This window comes from Streptomyces sp. SudanB5_2050 (assembly GCF_964272335.1).
Taxonomy (GTDB): Bacteria; Actinomycetota; Actinomycetes; order Streptomycetales; family Streptomycetaceae; genus Streptomyces; species Streptomyces rochei.
On sequence record NZ_OZ186760.1, the window covers coordinates 1143176 to 1158859 of the forward strand.

Genomic DNA, 15684 nt, shown 5'->3' on the forward strand with positions numbered 1-15684 from the left:
GCGTCGGAGGGCGGGCGTCAGGGGGCGAGGATCACCGAGCGGGTGAGGTGGCGGGGCCGGTCGGGGTCGAGGCCGCGGGCGGCGGCGACGGCGACGGCGAGCCGCTGGGCGCGGACCAGTTCGGCGAGCGGGTCGAGGTCACCGGGCACCCACCTCGCGCCGGTCTCCCGCACCTGGTCGGCCAGTCCGTCGGGGGCCTCGCCGAACATCCAGGTGGCCGTTCCGGCGGTGCTGATGCTGATGGGGCCGTGTCGGTACTCCATCGCCGGGTATGCCTCGGTCCAGGACAGGGATGCCTCGCGCATCTTGAGGCCGGCCTCGTTGGCCAGTCCGACGGTCCAGCCCCGGCCGAGGAAGGTGAACTGCGTGCTCCCGACGAGCCCTTCGGGCAGTTCGGCCGCGAGTGCGGCGCGGGCGTCGGCGACGACGGCGTCGGTGTGCAGGCCCAGGTGGGCGCGGAGCAGGGTCAGGGCGGTGGTCGCGAACCGGGTCTGCACGACGGAGCGTTCGTCGGCGAAGTCGAGTACCACCACGTCGTCGGCGGCGGACATGACCGGTGTCCGCGGGTCGGCGGTGAGGGCGACCGTCCTGGTCCGGCCCTTCAGTCCGGCGAGCAGCTCCAGCACTTCGGTGGTGGTGCCCGAACGGGTGAGGGCGACGACCCGGTCGTACGCGCGGCCCCGCGGGAACTCGGAGGCGGCGAACGCGTCGGTCTCGCCCTGGCCGGCCTCCTCGCGCAGCGCCGCGGCCGACTGGGCCATGAAGTACGAGGTACCGCAGCCGACGATCGCCACCCGCTCCCCCGCCGCCGGCAGTGCGGGCGTGTGCCGGGCCGCCTCGGCCGCGGCGCGGGTCCAGCACTCGGGCTGGCTGGTGAGCTCGTCCTCGACGTACGTCATGCCGCACACTCCCCGGTCACGGAGTCATCTGATTGTTCCTGCAAGATATAGCTATCTTTCGAGCACAATCAAGCAATCTGAGGAAGAGGACGGTGCGCTAGGGTCGGCGGAAGATCGAGGAACGGAGGCGCGGATGTCGCGCGACGCCCGCTGGAAGGCGCTGCTGGAGCTGCTCGTCGAGCGCGGCCGGCTGGACGTCGAGGAGGCGGCGGCCGAGCTGGAGGTCTCGGCCGCGACGATCCGCCGCGACTTCGACCGACTGGCGGAGCAGCAGATGCTGGTGCGCACCCGCGGCGGCGCGGTCGTGCACGGGGTGTCCTACGAGTTGCCGCTGCGCTACAAGACGGCCCGCAACGCCTCGGAGAAGCAGCGCGTCGCCCAGGCGGTCGCCGCCCTGGTGGCGCCGGGCGAGGCGGTGGGGCTGACCGGGGGCACGACCACCACCGAGGTGGCGCGCGCCCTGGCCGTGCGTACGGACCTGGCCTCGGGGACGCCGGCGCTGACCGTGGTCACCAACGCGCTGAACATCGCCAACGAGCTGGCCGTCCGGCCGCAGTTCAAGATCGTGGTGACGGGCGGGGTGGCGCGGGCCCAGTCGTACGAGCTGATCGGTCCGCTCGCGGACGGGGTGCTGGGCCAGGTGACGGTCGACGTGGCGGTGCTGGGCGTCGTCGCCTTCGACGTGACCCACGGGGCCGCGGCACACGACGAGGCCGAGGCCGCGATCAACCGGCTGCTGTGCGAGCGCGCCGAGCGCGTGGTCGTCGCCGCCGACTCCAGCAAGCTCGGCCGTCGGGCGTTCGCCCGGATCTGCTCGGCCGAGTCGGTGGACACGCTGGTCACGGACGGGGCGGCCGACCCGGACCTGGTGCGGCGGTTCGAGGACGCCGGGGTCCGGGTCGTGCTGGCCTGAGTCAGGGCCGGGCGGGGTCGCGGGGTCGCATCGGTGAGCCGGGAGGTTCGCCGGTGGGCCGAGACCGGGTTTCGCCGGTGGGCCGGAAACGGGGTCTCGCCGGTGGGTGACCGAGCGCCGCTCGGCCGTCGGCTCAGTGACCGTGGCCGTCGGAGTGCTCGGTCGTGGTGGTCGGGGCCGGAGCCTGAGGGTCGGGCGCCGCTCCCGCCCTCACGGTGAACGCCGCGGTGCGGACCTCGCCCTCGTGCTTGAAGTCGAGGAAGAGACGGTAGGTGCCGGTGCTGGGCGCGGTGGCCGTGAAGGAGATCGCGGGTCCGGGCTCGGTGGTGCCGTCGCCGGGCTCCCCGTTGGGGTGGACGTGGAGGTAGGCGAGGTCGCCGGAGCGCAGGGCGACCAGGTGGCCGTAGGCGCCGAGGTAGGGCTGGAGGTCGGTGACGGGCTTGCCGTCGCGGGAGACCCTCAGCGTCAGCTCGCCCGGCTCGCCGGGGCGCAGCGAGCCGGACAGGGCGACTTGGTAGCCGTCGGTCGTGGCCGTGCGGTCGGGGGCCGGGAGGCCGGCGGGTTCGTAGCGGCCGGAGGCCGCGAGGTCGGCGCCGAGGGTGAGGTTGCGCGCGTCCTTCCCCGCCGGGGTGAAGTCGGCGAAGACCCGGTAGCCGCCGGCGCTGGGCAGGTCGACGGGGGTGCTCCAAGTGCCGTCGGCGGCGCGGGTGGGGTGCAGGTGGCGGTAGGTGACCAGGTCGCGTGAGGCCACGATGAGGTGCATTTCCTTGTCGTGCTCGCGCTGGTAGGCGGTGACGGCGTCACCGTCGGCGTCCCGGACGGTGAAGCGCAGTTCCGCCTTCTGGCCGGCTGTGACACGCGGAGTGGCGAGGTCGAGGGTGTAGCCCCTCTCGGAGATCTGCAGCCCGCCGGCGGCTTCGGCCTCGTGCCCTCCGTGATCGCCGCCCGCCTCGGAGGCGGAGGGGGTGCGGTCGTGGGTGTCGTGCGGTGCGGGCGCACTCTCGGCGACGACCGGCTCGACCGTCCTGCCGACGCCGTACGCGGTGCCGAAGGTGGCGGCCAGTGCGGCGGTGAACGCGGTGATCCTCAGTCCGGTGCGCATGGCGGGTCGTCTCCTCGAATCCAAGGGTCCCCGACTCCCGGGAGACCGCTTCATGCACTTCACCATACCCCCAGGGGGTAACCAGTCAAGTGAAGCGAAGGCTTGCGTTGCCTACCCCCGGGGGGTATACATGTGGTCGACAGGAGGTACCCCCGCTGGGTATCCACATCAGGCACCGGCGTCAGGAGCAGCAGCCATGACCACGAGCACGACCAGAGCACCGGCCGAGGTGGAACTCGCCATCGGCGGCATGACCTGCGCCTCGTGTGCCGCCCGGATCGAGAAGAAGCTCAACCGGATGGACGGGGTCACCGCCACCGTCAACTACGCGACGGAGAAGGCCAAGGTCAGCTACACCGGCGACGTGTCCGTCCCCGAGCTGATCGCCACCGTCGAGGCGACCGGGTACACGGCGCGCGAGCCCGAGCCCGAGCCGGCGCGTGCCGGGTCCGGGCCCGGCGCGGAGCCCGCGGAGGCCGCCGACGAGCTGCGGCCGCTCAGGGAGCGGCTGGTCACCGCGGTGGTGCTGGCCGTCCCGGTCATCGCGATGGCGATGGTGCCGGCGCTGCAGTTCGAGTACTGGCAGTGGCTGTCGCTGACGCTGGCGGCGCCGGTGGTGACGTACGCGGCCTGGCCCTTCCACAAGGCCGCCTTCACCAACGCCCGGCACGGCGCGGCCACCATGGACACGCTGATCTCGGTGGGCACCTCGGCGGCGTTCCTGTGGTCGCTGTGGGCGCTGTTCTTCGGCACCGCGGGCACGCCGGGCATGACGCACCCCTTCGAGCTGACCATCGCCCGCAGCGACGGTGCCGGGAACATCTATCTGGAGGCCGCCGCCGGGGTCACCGCCTTCATCCTGGCCGGCCGCTACTTCGAGGCCCGTTCCAAGCGCAAGGCGGGCGCCGCGCTCAAGGCCCTGCTGGAGCTGGGCGCCAAGGACGTCACGGTCCTCCGCGACGGCCGCGAGGAGCAGATCCCGGTCGGTGAGCTGAAGGTCGGCGACCGCTTCCTGGTCCGTCCCGGTGAGAAGATCGCGACCGACGGCACGGTCGTCGAGGGCACCTCGGCCGTCGACGCCTCGATGCTCACCGGTGAGTCGGTGCCGGTGGAGGTCGGCGTGGGCGAGGCGGTCACCGGCGCGACCGTGAACGCGGGGGGCCGGCTGGTGGTCGAGGCCACGCGGGTCGGCGCCGACACCCAGCTCGCGCGGATGGCGAAGCTGGTGGAGGACGCGCAGAACGGCAAGGCCGCCGCCCAGCGGCTCGCCGACCGGGTCTCCGGTGTCTTCGTGCCCGTCGTCATCGCCCTCGCGCTGGCCACCCTCGGCTTCTGGATCGGCAACGGCTCGGGGCTGACCGCCGCGTTCACCGCCGCCGTCGCGGTCCTGATCATCGCCTGCCCCTGCGCCCTGGGCCTGGCCACGCCGACCGCGCTGATGGTCGGCACCGGGCGCGGTGCCCAGCTCGGCATCCTCATCAAGGGCCCCGAGGTGCTGGAGTCCACCCGCAAGGTCGACACCATCGTGCTCGACAAGACCGGCACCGTGACGACCGGCCGTATGACGCTGCTCGCCGTGCACACCGCCGACGGCACCGAGGAGTCCGAGGTCCTGCGGCTGGCGGGCGCGTTGGAGCACGCCTCCGAGCACCCGATCGCCCGCGCCGTCGCCGACGGGGCGCTGGAGAAGCTGGGCGCGCTGCCCGCGCCCGAGGACTTCGCCAACATCCCCGGCCTGGGCGTCCAGGGCATCGTCGACGGCCACGCCGTGCTGGTCGGCCGCGAGAAGCTGCTCGCCGAGTGGGCCATGGAACTGCCCGCCGGCCTGGCCCGCGCCAAGGCCGAGGCCGAGGCGTCCGGCCGCACCGCCATCGCGGTCGCCTGGGACGGTGCGGCCAGGGCGGTCCTGGAGGTCGCCGACGCGGTCAAGGACACCAGCGCCGAGGCCATCACCCGGCTGCGCGCGCTGGGCCTGACCCCGATCCTCCTCACCGGCGACAACAGGGCCGTCGCCGAGGCGGTGGCGGCGGAGGTCGGGATCGCTCCCGAGCACGTCGTCGCCGAGGTCATGCCGGAGGACAAGGTCGATGTCGTCAGGCGCCTCCAGGACGAGGGCCGTTCGGTGGCGATGGTCGGGGACGGGGTCAACGACGCCGCCGCGCTCGCCCAGGCCGACCTGGGGCTCGCCATGGGCACCGGCACCGACGCCGCCATCGAGGCCGGCGACCTCACCCTCGTCCGCGGCGACCTGCGCGCCGCCGCCGACGCCATCCGCCTCGCCCGCAGGACGCTCGGCACCATCAGGTCCAACCTCTTCTGGGCCTTCGCCTACAACGTCGCCGCTCTGCCGCTCGCCGCGGCCGGACTCCTCAACCCGATGATCGCCGGAGCGGCCATGGCCTTCTCCTCGGTCTTCGTCGTCGGCAACTCGCTGCGGCTGCGGGGCTTCAAGGCCGCGAGCTGATCACCCGCCACTCCCGAGCCGTCGGCCGATCCCACTCCGGGGCCGGCCGACGGCCCGCGTACGCCCGCACCCGCGACGCGTTGCCGACCGCCCGACGACCGACGACCGAGGCGCGCCGCCCGGGGACCGGCAACCGACGACCGACGCCCGGCGACCGGCGACCGGCGACCGGCGACCGGCGACCGGCGACCGGCGGAGGACGCCACGACGGCCAGGCGAAGGGGACACGGAGCCCCGAGCCCGGCGCTCGCGGCGTCACCCGTACGGCCGTCGTGGACGCGCCGCACGCGCCGGGACGGAACAGGCTGGTACGCCGACCGATCAGGTGCCCGGGAACGCCGGCCGTTCCCCTCGCCCGCGGAGCAGGAGCCCATGACCGATCCGACCGACGCCGCCGGGGAGACCGGCGGCCCGCTCGCCCCGGGCGCCGCGCGCGGGCGTTCCCGCGACGGCGGCCTCTCCGCCGTGCTCGGTGATCTGCGTGCCGTGGACGGCGCGCTGTACGCGGCGGTGGCCGCGACGCCCACCCCCACGCTCGACCGCGCGCTGCGCCGGCTGTCCCACGCGGCCGACCATTCGAAGCTCTCCCTCGGCATCGCCGCCGCGCTCGCGTCGGCCGGTTCCCGGCCCCGGCGCGCCGCCGTCGTGGGGCTGGGCGCGGTCGCCGTGACGTCGGCCGCCGCCAATCTGCTGGGCAAGCGTCTGGTGCGCAGGGCGCGCCCGGACCGGGAGGGCGCGCGGGTGACGGTGGACCGGTACGTGCCCATGCCCGCCTCCGCGTCCTTCCCGTCCGGTCACACGGCCTGCGCGGTGGCGTTCGCCACGGCGGTCGGCGTGGTCCTGCCCGTCGCGGCGGTCCCGCTCGGCGCGCTGGCCGGCGCCGTCGGCTACTCCCGGGTCCACACCGGTGTGCACTACCCCGGTGACGTGGCGGCGGGCGCCGTGCTGGGCATCGCCGGGGCGGCCGCCGCGCTTGCGGCAGCGGCGGCCTCCCCCGTGCCGGGCGTGCGGTCGGTCTACGCGCCGCCGCGGGCGCCCGCCGCCCCGCACGGGTGACGGTCGCGTCAGCCGAAGGCCCGCACTGCCTGGTAGTACGTCCACGCCGTGCTGTTGCAGGCGGTCTTCGTGGCGCCGCTGTACCGGCCGCAGACTCGCTTGAGGTCTTCGTAGAAGGCGCTGTCGAGGCGCGCCTTGTTGGCGGAGAAGGTGCCCGCGGCCTTGTAGTTGCGGTACCCGAAGTCGTGCCGCGCACAGGAGTTGCTGAAGGGGAAGCCGAAGGGGTTGTCCGGCGAGGAGGAGCAGTAGTCGGTGGTCCAGTCGAACCCGTAGGCGGACCAGGCGGACTGGTTGGCCCGCGCCGCGGCCCAGGCGTTGTAGCTCGACGCGCTGGTCTGCGTCCAACTGGAGAGCACCTGCGGCTTGTCGGCGGGAGCGGCTTCGGCGGTCGCGGCGGTGGCGAACACGGTGGTGACGGACAGGGCCGTGGCGGCGAGTCCGGTGGCGAGTCTGCGGTGCATCCCACACCTCCATGAGGCTGTGACCCGCCCCTCGGGCCACAGGTTCATGCCAAGATGATGCGCATCCTCACACCCACTTCACACTTCCGTCGCGCCAATGTCTTCTTAACTCTTCGGTCCGCCAAGGGATTTGGACGTGAACGACGGTCCGCGCGCGGGGCCCTCCGACCTCAACTCCCGTGACCACGAGGCACGTCGACGGCCGCATGAGCCGACGCGAGCCGGTCGGGACCGGCGCGGGCCCCGTGTCACGGCCCGGTCACTCGCCCTGGTCACTCGCCCCGGTCACTCGCCCCGGTCACTCGCCCCGGTACGGCAGCGTCGTCCCCGGCAGCGCGTACTCGTCCCGGTGCCCGCACATCCCGTGGCCGCCGTGCGCGGTGGGCGCCGCCTCGTACGCGGTGGCGTCGGCGAGGTACGCGGGGTCCTCGTCGGCGAGGGCGTCGAGCCGCTGCCCTGTGCGGGCGGCGGCGGCCGACGCGCCGGCTCGCCACAACTCCCGCCAGCCGGGCACCCGGTGGCGCACCAGGCGTGCGGCGGTCCGCTGGAACCGGCGGAGCGGGCCGGCGTCCCCGGCGACCAGGGCCTCGCGCAGGCCGAGGTGCCCCTCGACGGCGAGGTCCCTGCGACGTCGGGCCGCCGCCCGCGTCTTCGGGCCACCGCCCGGCGGCAGCGCGGCGGCCTCGGCGTACGCCTCCGGGTCGGCCAGCACCTCGGGCGGAAAGGTGAAGACGGCGTCGCCGGCCTCGGGCAGGCCGCTGTTCTCCATCAGCACGGTGACGCGCAGTCCGCCGCCCTGCACCATGCGGTGCACGGTCCCGGGCGTGAACCAGGCGAGGGAGCCCGGCTCCAGCGGGACGTCCCGGTAGCCGTCGGGGCTCAGCGTCTGCACCGAGCCGCGTCCGCCGGTGACCACGTACGCCTCCGTGCACACCAGATGCAGGTGCGGGCTGCCACCGCGGACGCCGTCGGCCGCCTCCCAGTCGTACGGGCACAGGTGGGACAGGCCGACGGCGCCGGGCAGGGGACGGTCGAACCGGGGGCCGGGGCCGTTCACCACGCCAGACCGTCCAGGTGGGCGCCGACCCGGTCGCGGTCCCAGGCGCCGTCGGCGACCACGACGCGGTAGCGGTAGGCGAAGGACTCGCCCGGCGGCAGCTCGAACTCCTCGAAGAACGCCCAGGAGAACGCGACGCTGGGGATGGGTTCGGCGCGCACGAACCAGTGCGAGGGGTGGATCGCCCGCTTCTCGTCGAGGTTCTCGGGCGCGTGCGCGAAGACGAGCGTGGAGTGCGCGTCGACCTCGTCGTGCTCGGTGGTGAAGGCGAGCCAGGGGCCCTGGGTGCCCATCAGCGCGGCGGCGTCCGCCTCGGTGCCGGGCGCGAAGACGGTGCCGCCGGTGAAGTCGCGGGCGCCGCGCCACTGGAGGCCGGTGTAGCCGGCCATCTCCCGGCCCGCGGTGGTCGGGGAGCCGAACACCAGCGGTTCGCCCCGGGTGTTGGTGAGGCGGATCGACCAGTCCAGGGCCCAGGCGCCGGCCTCCTCGTCGACCGAGTGGAGGGTCAGGCCGCGTTCCTCGCGGGCCCACTCGGCGCCGCCGTTCTCGATCCAGGTGAGGTGCTCGGTCAGCGTGAGCCGGTCGTCCTCGGCCGCCAGCTCGGGGAAGCCGTCGTGCCGCATCGAGCCGATGCGTTCGGGCAGCGGCCGGTAACCCTCGCCGTGGACGTAGGAGTTGCCGCCCCAGAAGTTCTGACCGGACAGGTGGCTGGCCGTCATCTGCAGGCCCTTGTGCCAGCGGTGGTCGTGGGGCCGGTAGCCGGTCACCGTGCGTCCGGCGAGGGTGCGCACCGGGTGGGCGTAGGGCTTGCGGGACTCGAAGGCGTCGCGGTCGGGCCGGTAGACGTAACGGAGGATCTCGGTGCCGCACGCGGCGGTGACGGTGACGTGGTCGCCGTGGGTGTGGGTGACGCGGAGGGTGCTCATGCGCGCTCCTTCGGGGCCCAGTCGGGGTGGCCGCCGTGCATGGCGGCGTGGAAGGGGTCGCCGGGCGCGATCTCGCCCGCGCGGACCGGCCGCCCGGTGAACGCCGCCTTGTAGAGCGCGGCGGCGAACTCCAGCGTGGCGCGGGCGTCCCGGCCGCTGCCGGGCGGGCGCTCGCCCGCGTCCCAGGCGTCCAGCACGGCGCCGAGCTGTGCGGTGTGCGAGCTGGGCACGTCCGCCGCCGGGGTGCGCCAGGCGGCGGCGCGCGCGGGGTCGACGTGCCGGGCCGGGGTGTAGGTCCAGTCGGTGTTGCGGTGCCCGTACAGGTGGGTCAGCTCGACGGTGGCGTCGGCGCAGTCGACGCGGACGCGGCTCACCTCGTCCGGGGAGAGCACGCTGTTGACGACGGTGGCGAGGGCGCCGTTCTCGAACCGCACCAGGGCGGTGGAGACGTCCTCGCTCTCGGTGTCGTGGACCAGCCGCGAGGCCATGGCCCGCACCTCCGCCCAGGGGCCCAGCAGGTGCAGCAGGAGGTCGTACTGGTGGATGCCGTGCCCCATGGTCGGGCCGCCGCCCTCGGTGGACCAGCGTCCGCGCCAGGGCACGGCGTAGTAGGCGGCGTCGCGGTGCCAGGTGGTCTGGCAGTGGGCGACCAGCGGGGCGCCCAGCTCGCCGCTGGTGATCAGGTCGCGGGCGTGCGCGGCGCCCGATCCGTAGCGGTGCTGGAAGACGACGGACGCGTACGCCCCGGATGCCTCCTCGGCCGCCGCGATGTCGTCGTACTCGGCCAGCGAGAGGCACAGCGGCTTCTCGCACAGCACCCAGGCGCCCGCCTTGAGCGCGGCCACCGCCTGCTCCCGGTGCAGGGAGGGCGGCGTGCCGATGACGACGAGGTCGGGCCGTACGGCGTCCAGCATGTCGCCCACCGACGCGTACCCGGCGACGTCCCCGCCCGCCTCGGCCCGGAAGGCGTCGAGCCGGGCCGGGTCCACGTCCACGGCGGCGACCAGTTCCGTCCGGTCGGCGTGGGCCCTCAGGGCGGGCAGGTGGCCGCCGGTGACGATGGCGCCGGTACCGACCACGGCGACGCGGCGGCGGGCGGGACGTGGGGGCATGCGGTCCTCCTCGGACGCCGGCGCGCGAGAGGCACGCACGCCGTTAGAAAGCGCTTTCACTCCGGCAGACCCTAAGCGGAGGGAGAACGGCCGTACAACCCCCCAGCGTTTGCGGGCGCGGCCGACGGCTGGTCGACTGTCGGCGGGGGGATGGGGGCCGGCCGCACCGCGCCGGCGCAGTCTTCAGTCCTCCGGAAGGAACAAGGCGTGAGCAAGCCGAAGTCGTCGTCCGTGGAGCACAGGTCCGACGGCAGCCAGCCCTGGCTGCACCAGAAGGGGCGCGTCATCCAGGAGTTCGGAACCGTCAAGCAGTTCCCCGTGGCGTTGTCCATGGACACGCGGCTCTACTCCTGCCAGCGGCTGAACAAGGTGCTGGCGGACACCCGCATCCTGCACGACCTGTACAAGAAGTACCACTGGCTGATGCGCGGGGCGACGTTCTACCAACTGCACCTGCTGCTCGACAAGCACGCCGGCGAACAGCTGGAGCTGATCGACACGGTCGCCGAGCGCGTCCAGACGCTCGGCGGCGTCGCCATCGGCGACCCCCGCCACGTCGCCGAGATCACCACCGTGCCGCGCCCGCCGGACGGTGTCGAGGAGGTACCGGCGATGCTGTCGCGCCTGCTGGAGGCGCACGAGCTGATCCTGACCGAGTGCCACGACGCGGCCGCCCGCACCCAGGAGATGGGCGACGACGGCACCAACGACATCCTCGTCTCCGACGTCGTGCGCACCAACGAACTGCAGGCGTGGTTCGTGGCGGAGCACCTGGTGGACACGCCGCTGGTGCACGCCTGAGCCCGTGTCACCCGACGACGGCTCCGCGACGGGCCGCCGTCACCCTCCGTGCTCCCCCGGGCGAGGGCGTCCGTGATGCCCTCGCCCCCCTTCTGTGAAAGCGTCCGGCACATGGCCCACTCGTCCCACGGTGCCCATGCCGAGCCCCCGACGCGCGGGCGGCGATGGTCCACCTTCCGCCAGTCGCCGTTCTGGCCGGCCACCGTGCTGGTGCTGATCCTCGCGGCGGCCGCGGGGCTCTTCGCGGGTTCGTACACCTACTCGATGGCGGACCCGACCCCGCACTCGATCCCCACGGCGGTGGTCGGCTCCTACGAACAGGCGCGCGGCCGGGCCTTCCTGGACGGCCTGGAGAAGGCGCTGAACGCCTCCGTGAAGGTGCACCCCTACGACAGCACGGCCGAGGCCCGGGAGGCGATGCAGGACCAGGAGGTCTTCGGGATCTTCGAGATCCGCGACGAGGGCCGCACCGCCGTGCTCGACCTGTCCAGCGCGTCCGGCGCCTCGGTCGCCGAGGTGCTGGCCGACACGGCACCGGCCGTGGGGAAGGAGACCGGCGTCGACGTCACCGTCCGGGACGTCAATCCCCTCCAGGAGGGCGACCCGCGCGGGCTCGCGATCTTCTACATCTCGCTCGCCGCGGTCATCATCGGTTTCGTCGGTGCGATCCAACTGAGCGTGCACGCCCGCTCCCTGACCCCGTTCGAGCGCATCCTCTTCACGGCGGCCTACGCGCTGCTCGGCGGGTTCGCCATCGCCGCGACGGTGGACTGGCTGCTGGACGCGCTGGACCTGCCGTTCGTCGAGTCCTGGATGATCCTGGCGCTCACCCTGTTCGCGTCGGGCATGGTCTTCACGATGTTCAACACCCTCTTCGGACGCTGGGCGATGCTGCCGACCTGGGGTCTGATGGTGCTCCTGGGCAACCCCTCGTCCGGCGGCGCGGTGTCCTGGCCGCTGCTGCCGTCCCCGCTGGGGGCCATCGGCCAGTGGCTGCCGCCCGGCGCCTCGGTCAACGCGCAGCACACGGCGGTGTACTTCCAGGGGCACCAGCACCTGTTCCCGTTCCTGGTGCTGGGCGGCTGGGCACTGCTGTCCTGCGCGGTCTTCTGGATCTGGCGGCACCGGCACCCCGGCGGCCGGGAGAAGCAGCCGGCCCACGCCGCGGACGCCTGAACCGTGCGCGGCCGTCCTCGAGGGCGTCTGTTCCGATCGGCACCCGGCTGCGATCATGAGGCGGGAACGCCCGCCTTCGGTTGGAGTGAGCACATGGCCCTGGACGTCGACGCGATCCGCGCGCAGATCCCCGCCCTGAAGTCCGGCTCCGCCCGCTTCGACGCCCCGGGCGGCACCCAGACCCCGCAGCCCGTCATCGACGCCGTCGCCGAGGCCCTGGCCCGTCCGCTGGCCAACCGGGGCCGGACGACCGAGGGCGAGCGCAACGCGGACGGCATCGTCACGGACGCCCGCGGCGCCCTGGCCGATCTGCTGGGCGTCGACCCCCGGGGCGTCGTCTTCGGCCGCAGCGCCACCCAGCTCGCCTACGACCTGTCCCGCACGCTCGCCCGGACCTGGCAGCCCGGCGACGAGGTGGTCGTCACCCGCCTCGACCACGACTCCAACATCCGGCCCTGGGTGCAGGCGGCCGAGGCGGCCGGCGCGACCGTGCGCTGGGCCGACTTCGACCCGGCCACCGGGGAACTCCTCCCCGAGCACATCGAGGCGGTGCTCTCCCCGCGCACCCGGCTGGTCGCGGTGACCGCCGCCTCCAACCTGATCGGCACCGTGCCCGACGTGGCGGCCGTCGCCCGCCTGGCGCACGGGGTCGGCGCGCTGCTGCACGTCGACGCGGTGCACTACGCCTCGCACGCCGTGGTGGACCTGGCGGCGCTGGGCGCGGACACGCTGGTGTGCTCGCCCTACAAGTTCCTCGGCCCGCACCTGGGGGTGCTGGCGGCCCGGCCGGAGTTCCTGGAGACGCTGCGGCCCGACAAGCTGCTGCCCTCCAGCGACGCCGTCCCCGAGCGCTTCGAGCTGGGCACGCTGCCGTACGAGCTGCTGGCCGGGGCCCGTGCCGCGGTGGACTTCCTCGCGGGGCTGGAGCCTCAGGCGCGCGGCAGCCGCCGGGACCGGCTGGCCGCCTCCTTCGCGGCCCTGGAGGCGCACGAGGAGGCGCTGCGCGAGCGGATCGAGCGGGGGCTCGCGGACCTCGGCGGGATCACCGTGTACTCACGGGCCGCCCGGCGCACCCCGACCCTGCTCTTCACCGTGGCGGGCCTCAGCCCCGCCGAGGTGTACGGCCGGCTCGCCGAACGCGGGGTCGACGCGCCCGCCGGCTCCTTCTACGCCCTGGAGGCATCGCGCCGGCTGGGACTGGGCGACGAGGGCGCCGTACGGGTGGGACTCGCGCCGTACACCGACGCGAACGACGTGGACCGCCTCCTCACCGCGCTGGGCACCCTCACCCCCTGACCCGGCGGGCTCACCCCAGCGGCACGGTCACCTCGCCGGTGCCCTCCGCGCTCGCGCCGCCCGCGACCCGTACGGCGAACGGGCGGTCGGTGCCGGACGCGGTGACCCGCAGCACCTCCCCCTCGCGCCGCACCCGGAAGGTCGCGGCCGGCGTGCCCAGCAGGTCGGGCACGGTGACCTCCGCCTCGTAGCCGGGCCCGGCGGGCGGGTGGACCAGCAGCGCCGGGGCGTCCAGCCAGTCGCCGTCGGGGCGGCTGTCGTCGGCGGCCAGCGGCAGGACGGCGCCCTCACGGACGTACAGCGGCAGGCTGTCGTAGCCGTGCCGTTCGGTGCGCCAGGCGGGGCCGGTGACGCGGTCGCCGGTCAGGAGGTGGGTCCAGGTGCCCTCGGGGAGGTAGACCTCGACCTCGCCGTCCTCGGTGAAGACCGGGGCGACGAGCAGGTCGGGGCCGAGCATGTACTGGCGGTCCAGCGTCCGGCAGCCCGGGTCGTGCGGGTACTCCAGGACCATCGGCCGCATCATGGGCACGCCGGTGCGGTGGGCCTCGGCGGCGACGCCGTACAGGTAGGGCATCAGGCGGTGCTTGAGGAGGGTGAAGCGCCGGGCGACGTCCACCGCCTCCTCGCCGAACTCCCACGGCACCCGGTAGGAGGAGGAGCCGTGCAGGCGGCTGTGCGAGGAGAGCAGGCCGAAGGCCAGCCAGCGCTTGAAGACCGCCTCGTCGGGGGTGCCCTCGAAGCCGCCGATGTCGTGGCTCCAGAAGCCGAAGCCGCTCAGGGACAGGGACAGGCCGCCCCGGAGCGACTCGGCCATCGCCTCGAAGGACGACCAGCAGTCGCCGCCCCAGTGGACGGGGTACTGCTGGCCGCCCGCGGTCGCGGAGCGGGCGAAGAGGACGGCCTCGCCCTGCCCCCGTTCCTTCTCGAGGAGTTCGAAGACGGTGCGGTTGAACAGGTGGGTGTAGTAGTTGTGCATCCGCTCCGGGTCGGAGCCGTCGTGCCAGACGACGTCGGTGGGGATGCGCTCGCCGAAGTCGGTCTTGAAGCAGTCCACGCCCTGGTCGAGCAGCGGCTTGAGCTTCCCGGCGAACCAGTCGCGGGCGGCGGGGCTGGTGAAGTCGACCAGGCCCATGCCCGCCTGCCACAGGTCCCACTGCCAGACGTCGCCGTTCGCGCGGCGCACCAGGTGCCCGAGGGCGGCGGCCTCCTCGAAGAGCGGGGACTTCTGGGCGATGTAGGGGTTGATCCAGACGCTGATCCTCAGGCCCTTGGCCTTGAGCCGGGCCAGCATGCCGTCCGGGTCGGGGAAGACGTCCGGGTCCCACCGGAAGTCGCACCACTGGTACTCGCGCATCCAGAAGCAGTCGAAGTGGAACACGGTCAGCGGGATGCCGCGCTCGGCCATGCCGTCGACGAACGAGGTCACCGTGTGCTCGTCGTAGGACGTGGTGAAGGAGGTGGTGAGCCAGAGGCCGAAGGACCAGGCGGGCGGCAGGGCGGGGCGGCCGGTGAGGGCGGTGTAGCGGGTGAGCACGTCCTTGGGGGTGGGACCGGCGACGACGTAGTACTCCAGCGTCTGGTCCTCGACGCTGAACTGCACCTGGCCGACGGACTCGGAGCCGACCTCGAAGGAGACGGCTCCGGGATGGTTGACGAAGACGCCGTAGCCCCGTGAGGAGAGGTAGAACGGGATGTTCTTGTAGGCCTGCTCGCTGCTGGTGCCGCCGTCGGCCTGCCACATGTCGACGACCTGGCCGTTCTTGATGAACGGGGTGAAGCGTTCGCCGAGTCCGTAGACCTGCTCGCCGACGCCGAGGGAGAGCCGGCTCAGCATGTGGTGCGCGCCGTCGCCGGTGGTGGCGAACGCGGTGCCCTTGGCGTTCGCGCGGGTCAGCTCGCGTCCGTCCGCGTCGTGGAAGGTGAGGCCCCAGGGGCCCTCGCGGTCCAGACGCAGGGTCAGCGGGCCGCTGGTCAGCTCGGTGACGGAGCCGTCCTCGCGCACCGTGCCGGCGCCGTCGGCCTCGGTCGTGAGCGCGTAGTCGGGGCCGGGCCGGCGCTTGCCGGCGTGGTGGGTGACGCGGACGCCGATGACGCCCTCGATGGGAGAGAAGCACTCGACCGTGAGGAGCGGCGCGTTGAGCGTGTCGCCCCTGCGCGTCACCCTCTTCACGGCGGCATGGGCGGTGAAGCGCTTCGATTCGGGGCGCACGTCGCGTACTTCGGTGGCGTACGAGATCTGCACGCCCTCGCGGATGAGCCAGAAGCCGTCGGTGAACTTCATGATCTTCCTCGGGTGGGACGGGAGCTGTCGGATGGGAGCACGGAGGCCGTCCCGCAGCATTTTGATCGTACACAAAACAAATGCGGCCGCCGAGGGGCTGCGATCGGGTTCACGCCTCTGAGCAGGCACTATTACCGACA

At 73.5% G+C, this 15684-nt stretch carries 13 protein-coding genes; 6 read left to right on the top strand and 7 right to left on the bottom strand.

All coding sequences use genetic code 11. The features are described 5' to 3' along the window. Positions 1 to 17: 17 nt before the first annotated feature. Positions 18 to 899: an SIS domain-containing protein gene (locus ACFZP7_RS04885; RefSeq protein WP_125537517.1), complete on the bottom strand. Its 882-nt coding sequence runs from the start codon at positions 897 to 899 to the stop codon at positions 18 to 20. 133 nt (positions 900 to 1032) lie between these two features. Here ACFZP7_RS04885 and ACFZP7_RS04890 point away from each other — a divergent pair, with 133 nt between their 5' ends. Then, a complete protein-coding gene (locus ACFZP7_RS04890; protein WP_216880781.1) occupies positions 1033 to 1812 on the top strand; it encodes a DeoR/GlpR family DNA-binding transcription regulator in 780 nt (259 codons plus the stop codon). A 133-nt stretch (positions 1813 to 1945) separates the two neighbouring features. Here the strand turns inward: ACFZP7_RS04890 and ACFZP7_RS04895 are convergent, their stop codons facing one another. Next, on the bottom strand, positions 1946 to 2914 hold the full coding sequence (locus ACFZP7_RS04895; protein ID WP_385633938.1) for a hypothetical protein: 969 nt from the start codon (positions 2912 to 2914) through the stop codon (positions 1946 to 1948). 196 nt (positions 2915 to 3110) lie between these two features. Here ACFZP7_RS04895 and ACFZP7_RS04900 point away from each other — a divergent pair, with 196 nt between their 5' ends. After that, on the top strand, positions 3111 to 5378 hold the full coding sequence (locus ACFZP7_RS04900; protein WP_385633939.1) for a heavy metal translocating P-type ATPase: 2268 nt from the start codon (positions 3111 to 3113) through the stop codon (positions 5376 to 5378). 372 nt (positions 5379 to 5750) lie between these two features. Then, positions 5751 to 6434, top strand: coding sequence for a phosphatase PAP2 family protein (locus ACFZP7_RS04905; protein ID WP_385633940.1), 684 nt, complete (start codon positions 5751 to 5753; stop codon positions 6432 to 6434). Between the two features lie 8 nt (positions 6435 to 6442). Here ACFZP7_RS04905 and ACFZP7_RS04910 read toward each other — a convergent pair whose 3' ends face one another. The 4 genes from ACFZP7_RS04910 to ACFZP7_RS04925 all read right to left on the bottom strand — a co-directional run bounded on the left by ACFZP7_RS04910 (position 6443) and on the right by ACFZP7_RS04925 (position 9990). Next, positions 6443 to 6895 (bottom strand): phospholipase, encoded by a 453-nt coding sequence (locus tag ACFZP7_RS04910; RefSeq protein ID WP_019327105.1) that lies wholly within the window; start codon positions 6893 to 6895, stop codon positions 6443 to 6445. 298 nt (positions 6896 to 7193) lie between these two features. Then, the gene (locus tag ACFZP7_RS04915; protein ID WP_385633941.1) at positions 7194 to 7955 is read right to left on the bottom strand and encodes a cupin; all 762 of its coding nucleotides are present in this window, start codon (positions 7953 to 7955) and stop codon (positions 7194 to 7196) included. After that, entirely contained in the window at positions 7949 to 8878 is a 930-nt protein-coding gene (locus ACFZP7_RS04920; RefSeq protein ID WP_385633942.1) for a PmoA family protein, read from the bottom strand. The genes ACFZP7_RS04915 and ACFZP7_RS04920 overlap by 7 nt, the downstream gene beginning before the upstream one ends. After that, on the bottom strand, positions 8875 to 9990 hold the full coding sequence (locus tag ACFZP7_RS04925) for a Gfo/Idh/MocA family protein (protein ID WP_385633943.1): 1116 nt from the start codon (positions 9988 to 9990) through the stop codon (positions 8875 to 8877). The genes ACFZP7_RS04920 and ACFZP7_RS04925 overlap by 4 nt, the downstream gene beginning before the upstream one ends. A gap of 207 nt (positions 9991 to 10197) precedes the next feature. Here ACFZP7_RS04925 and ACFZP7_RS04930 point away from each other — a divergent pair, with 207 nt between their 5' ends. The 3 genes from ACFZP7_RS04930 (at position 10198) to ACFZP7_RS04940 (ending at position 13263) form a co-directional block, all read left to right on the top strand. Then, complete coding sequence (locus ACFZP7_RS04930; RefSeq protein WP_019327101.1) at positions 10198 to 10791, top strand: Dps family protein; 594 nt, start codon at positions 10198 to 10200, stop codon at positions 10789 to 10791. Positions 10792 to 10902: 111 nt separating this feature from the next. Further along, a complete protein-coding gene (locus ACFZP7_RS04935; RefSeq protein ID WP_385633944.1) occupies positions 10903 to 11967 on the top strand; it encodes an ABC transporter permease in 1065 nt (354 codons plus the stop codon). A 93-nt stretch (positions 11968 to 12060) separates the two neighbouring features. Further along, positions 12061 to 13263 (top strand): cysteine desulfurase-like protein, encoded by a 1203-nt coding sequence (locus tag ACFZP7_RS04940; protein WP_385633945.1) that lies wholly within the window; start codon positions 12061 to 12063, stop codon positions 13261 to 13263. Between the two features lie 10 nt (positions 13264 to 13273). On the opposite strand, the gene yicI is transcribed toward ACFZP7_RS04940, so the two are convergent. Then, the gene (gene yicI, locus ACFZP7_RS04945) at positions 13274 to 15544 is read right to left on the bottom strand and encodes an alpha-xylosidase (RefSeq protein ID WP_385633946.1); all 2271 of its coding nucleotides are present in this window, start codon (positions 15542 to 15544) and stop codon (positions 13274 to 13276) included. Positions 15545 to 15684 lie beyond the last annotated feature (140 nt).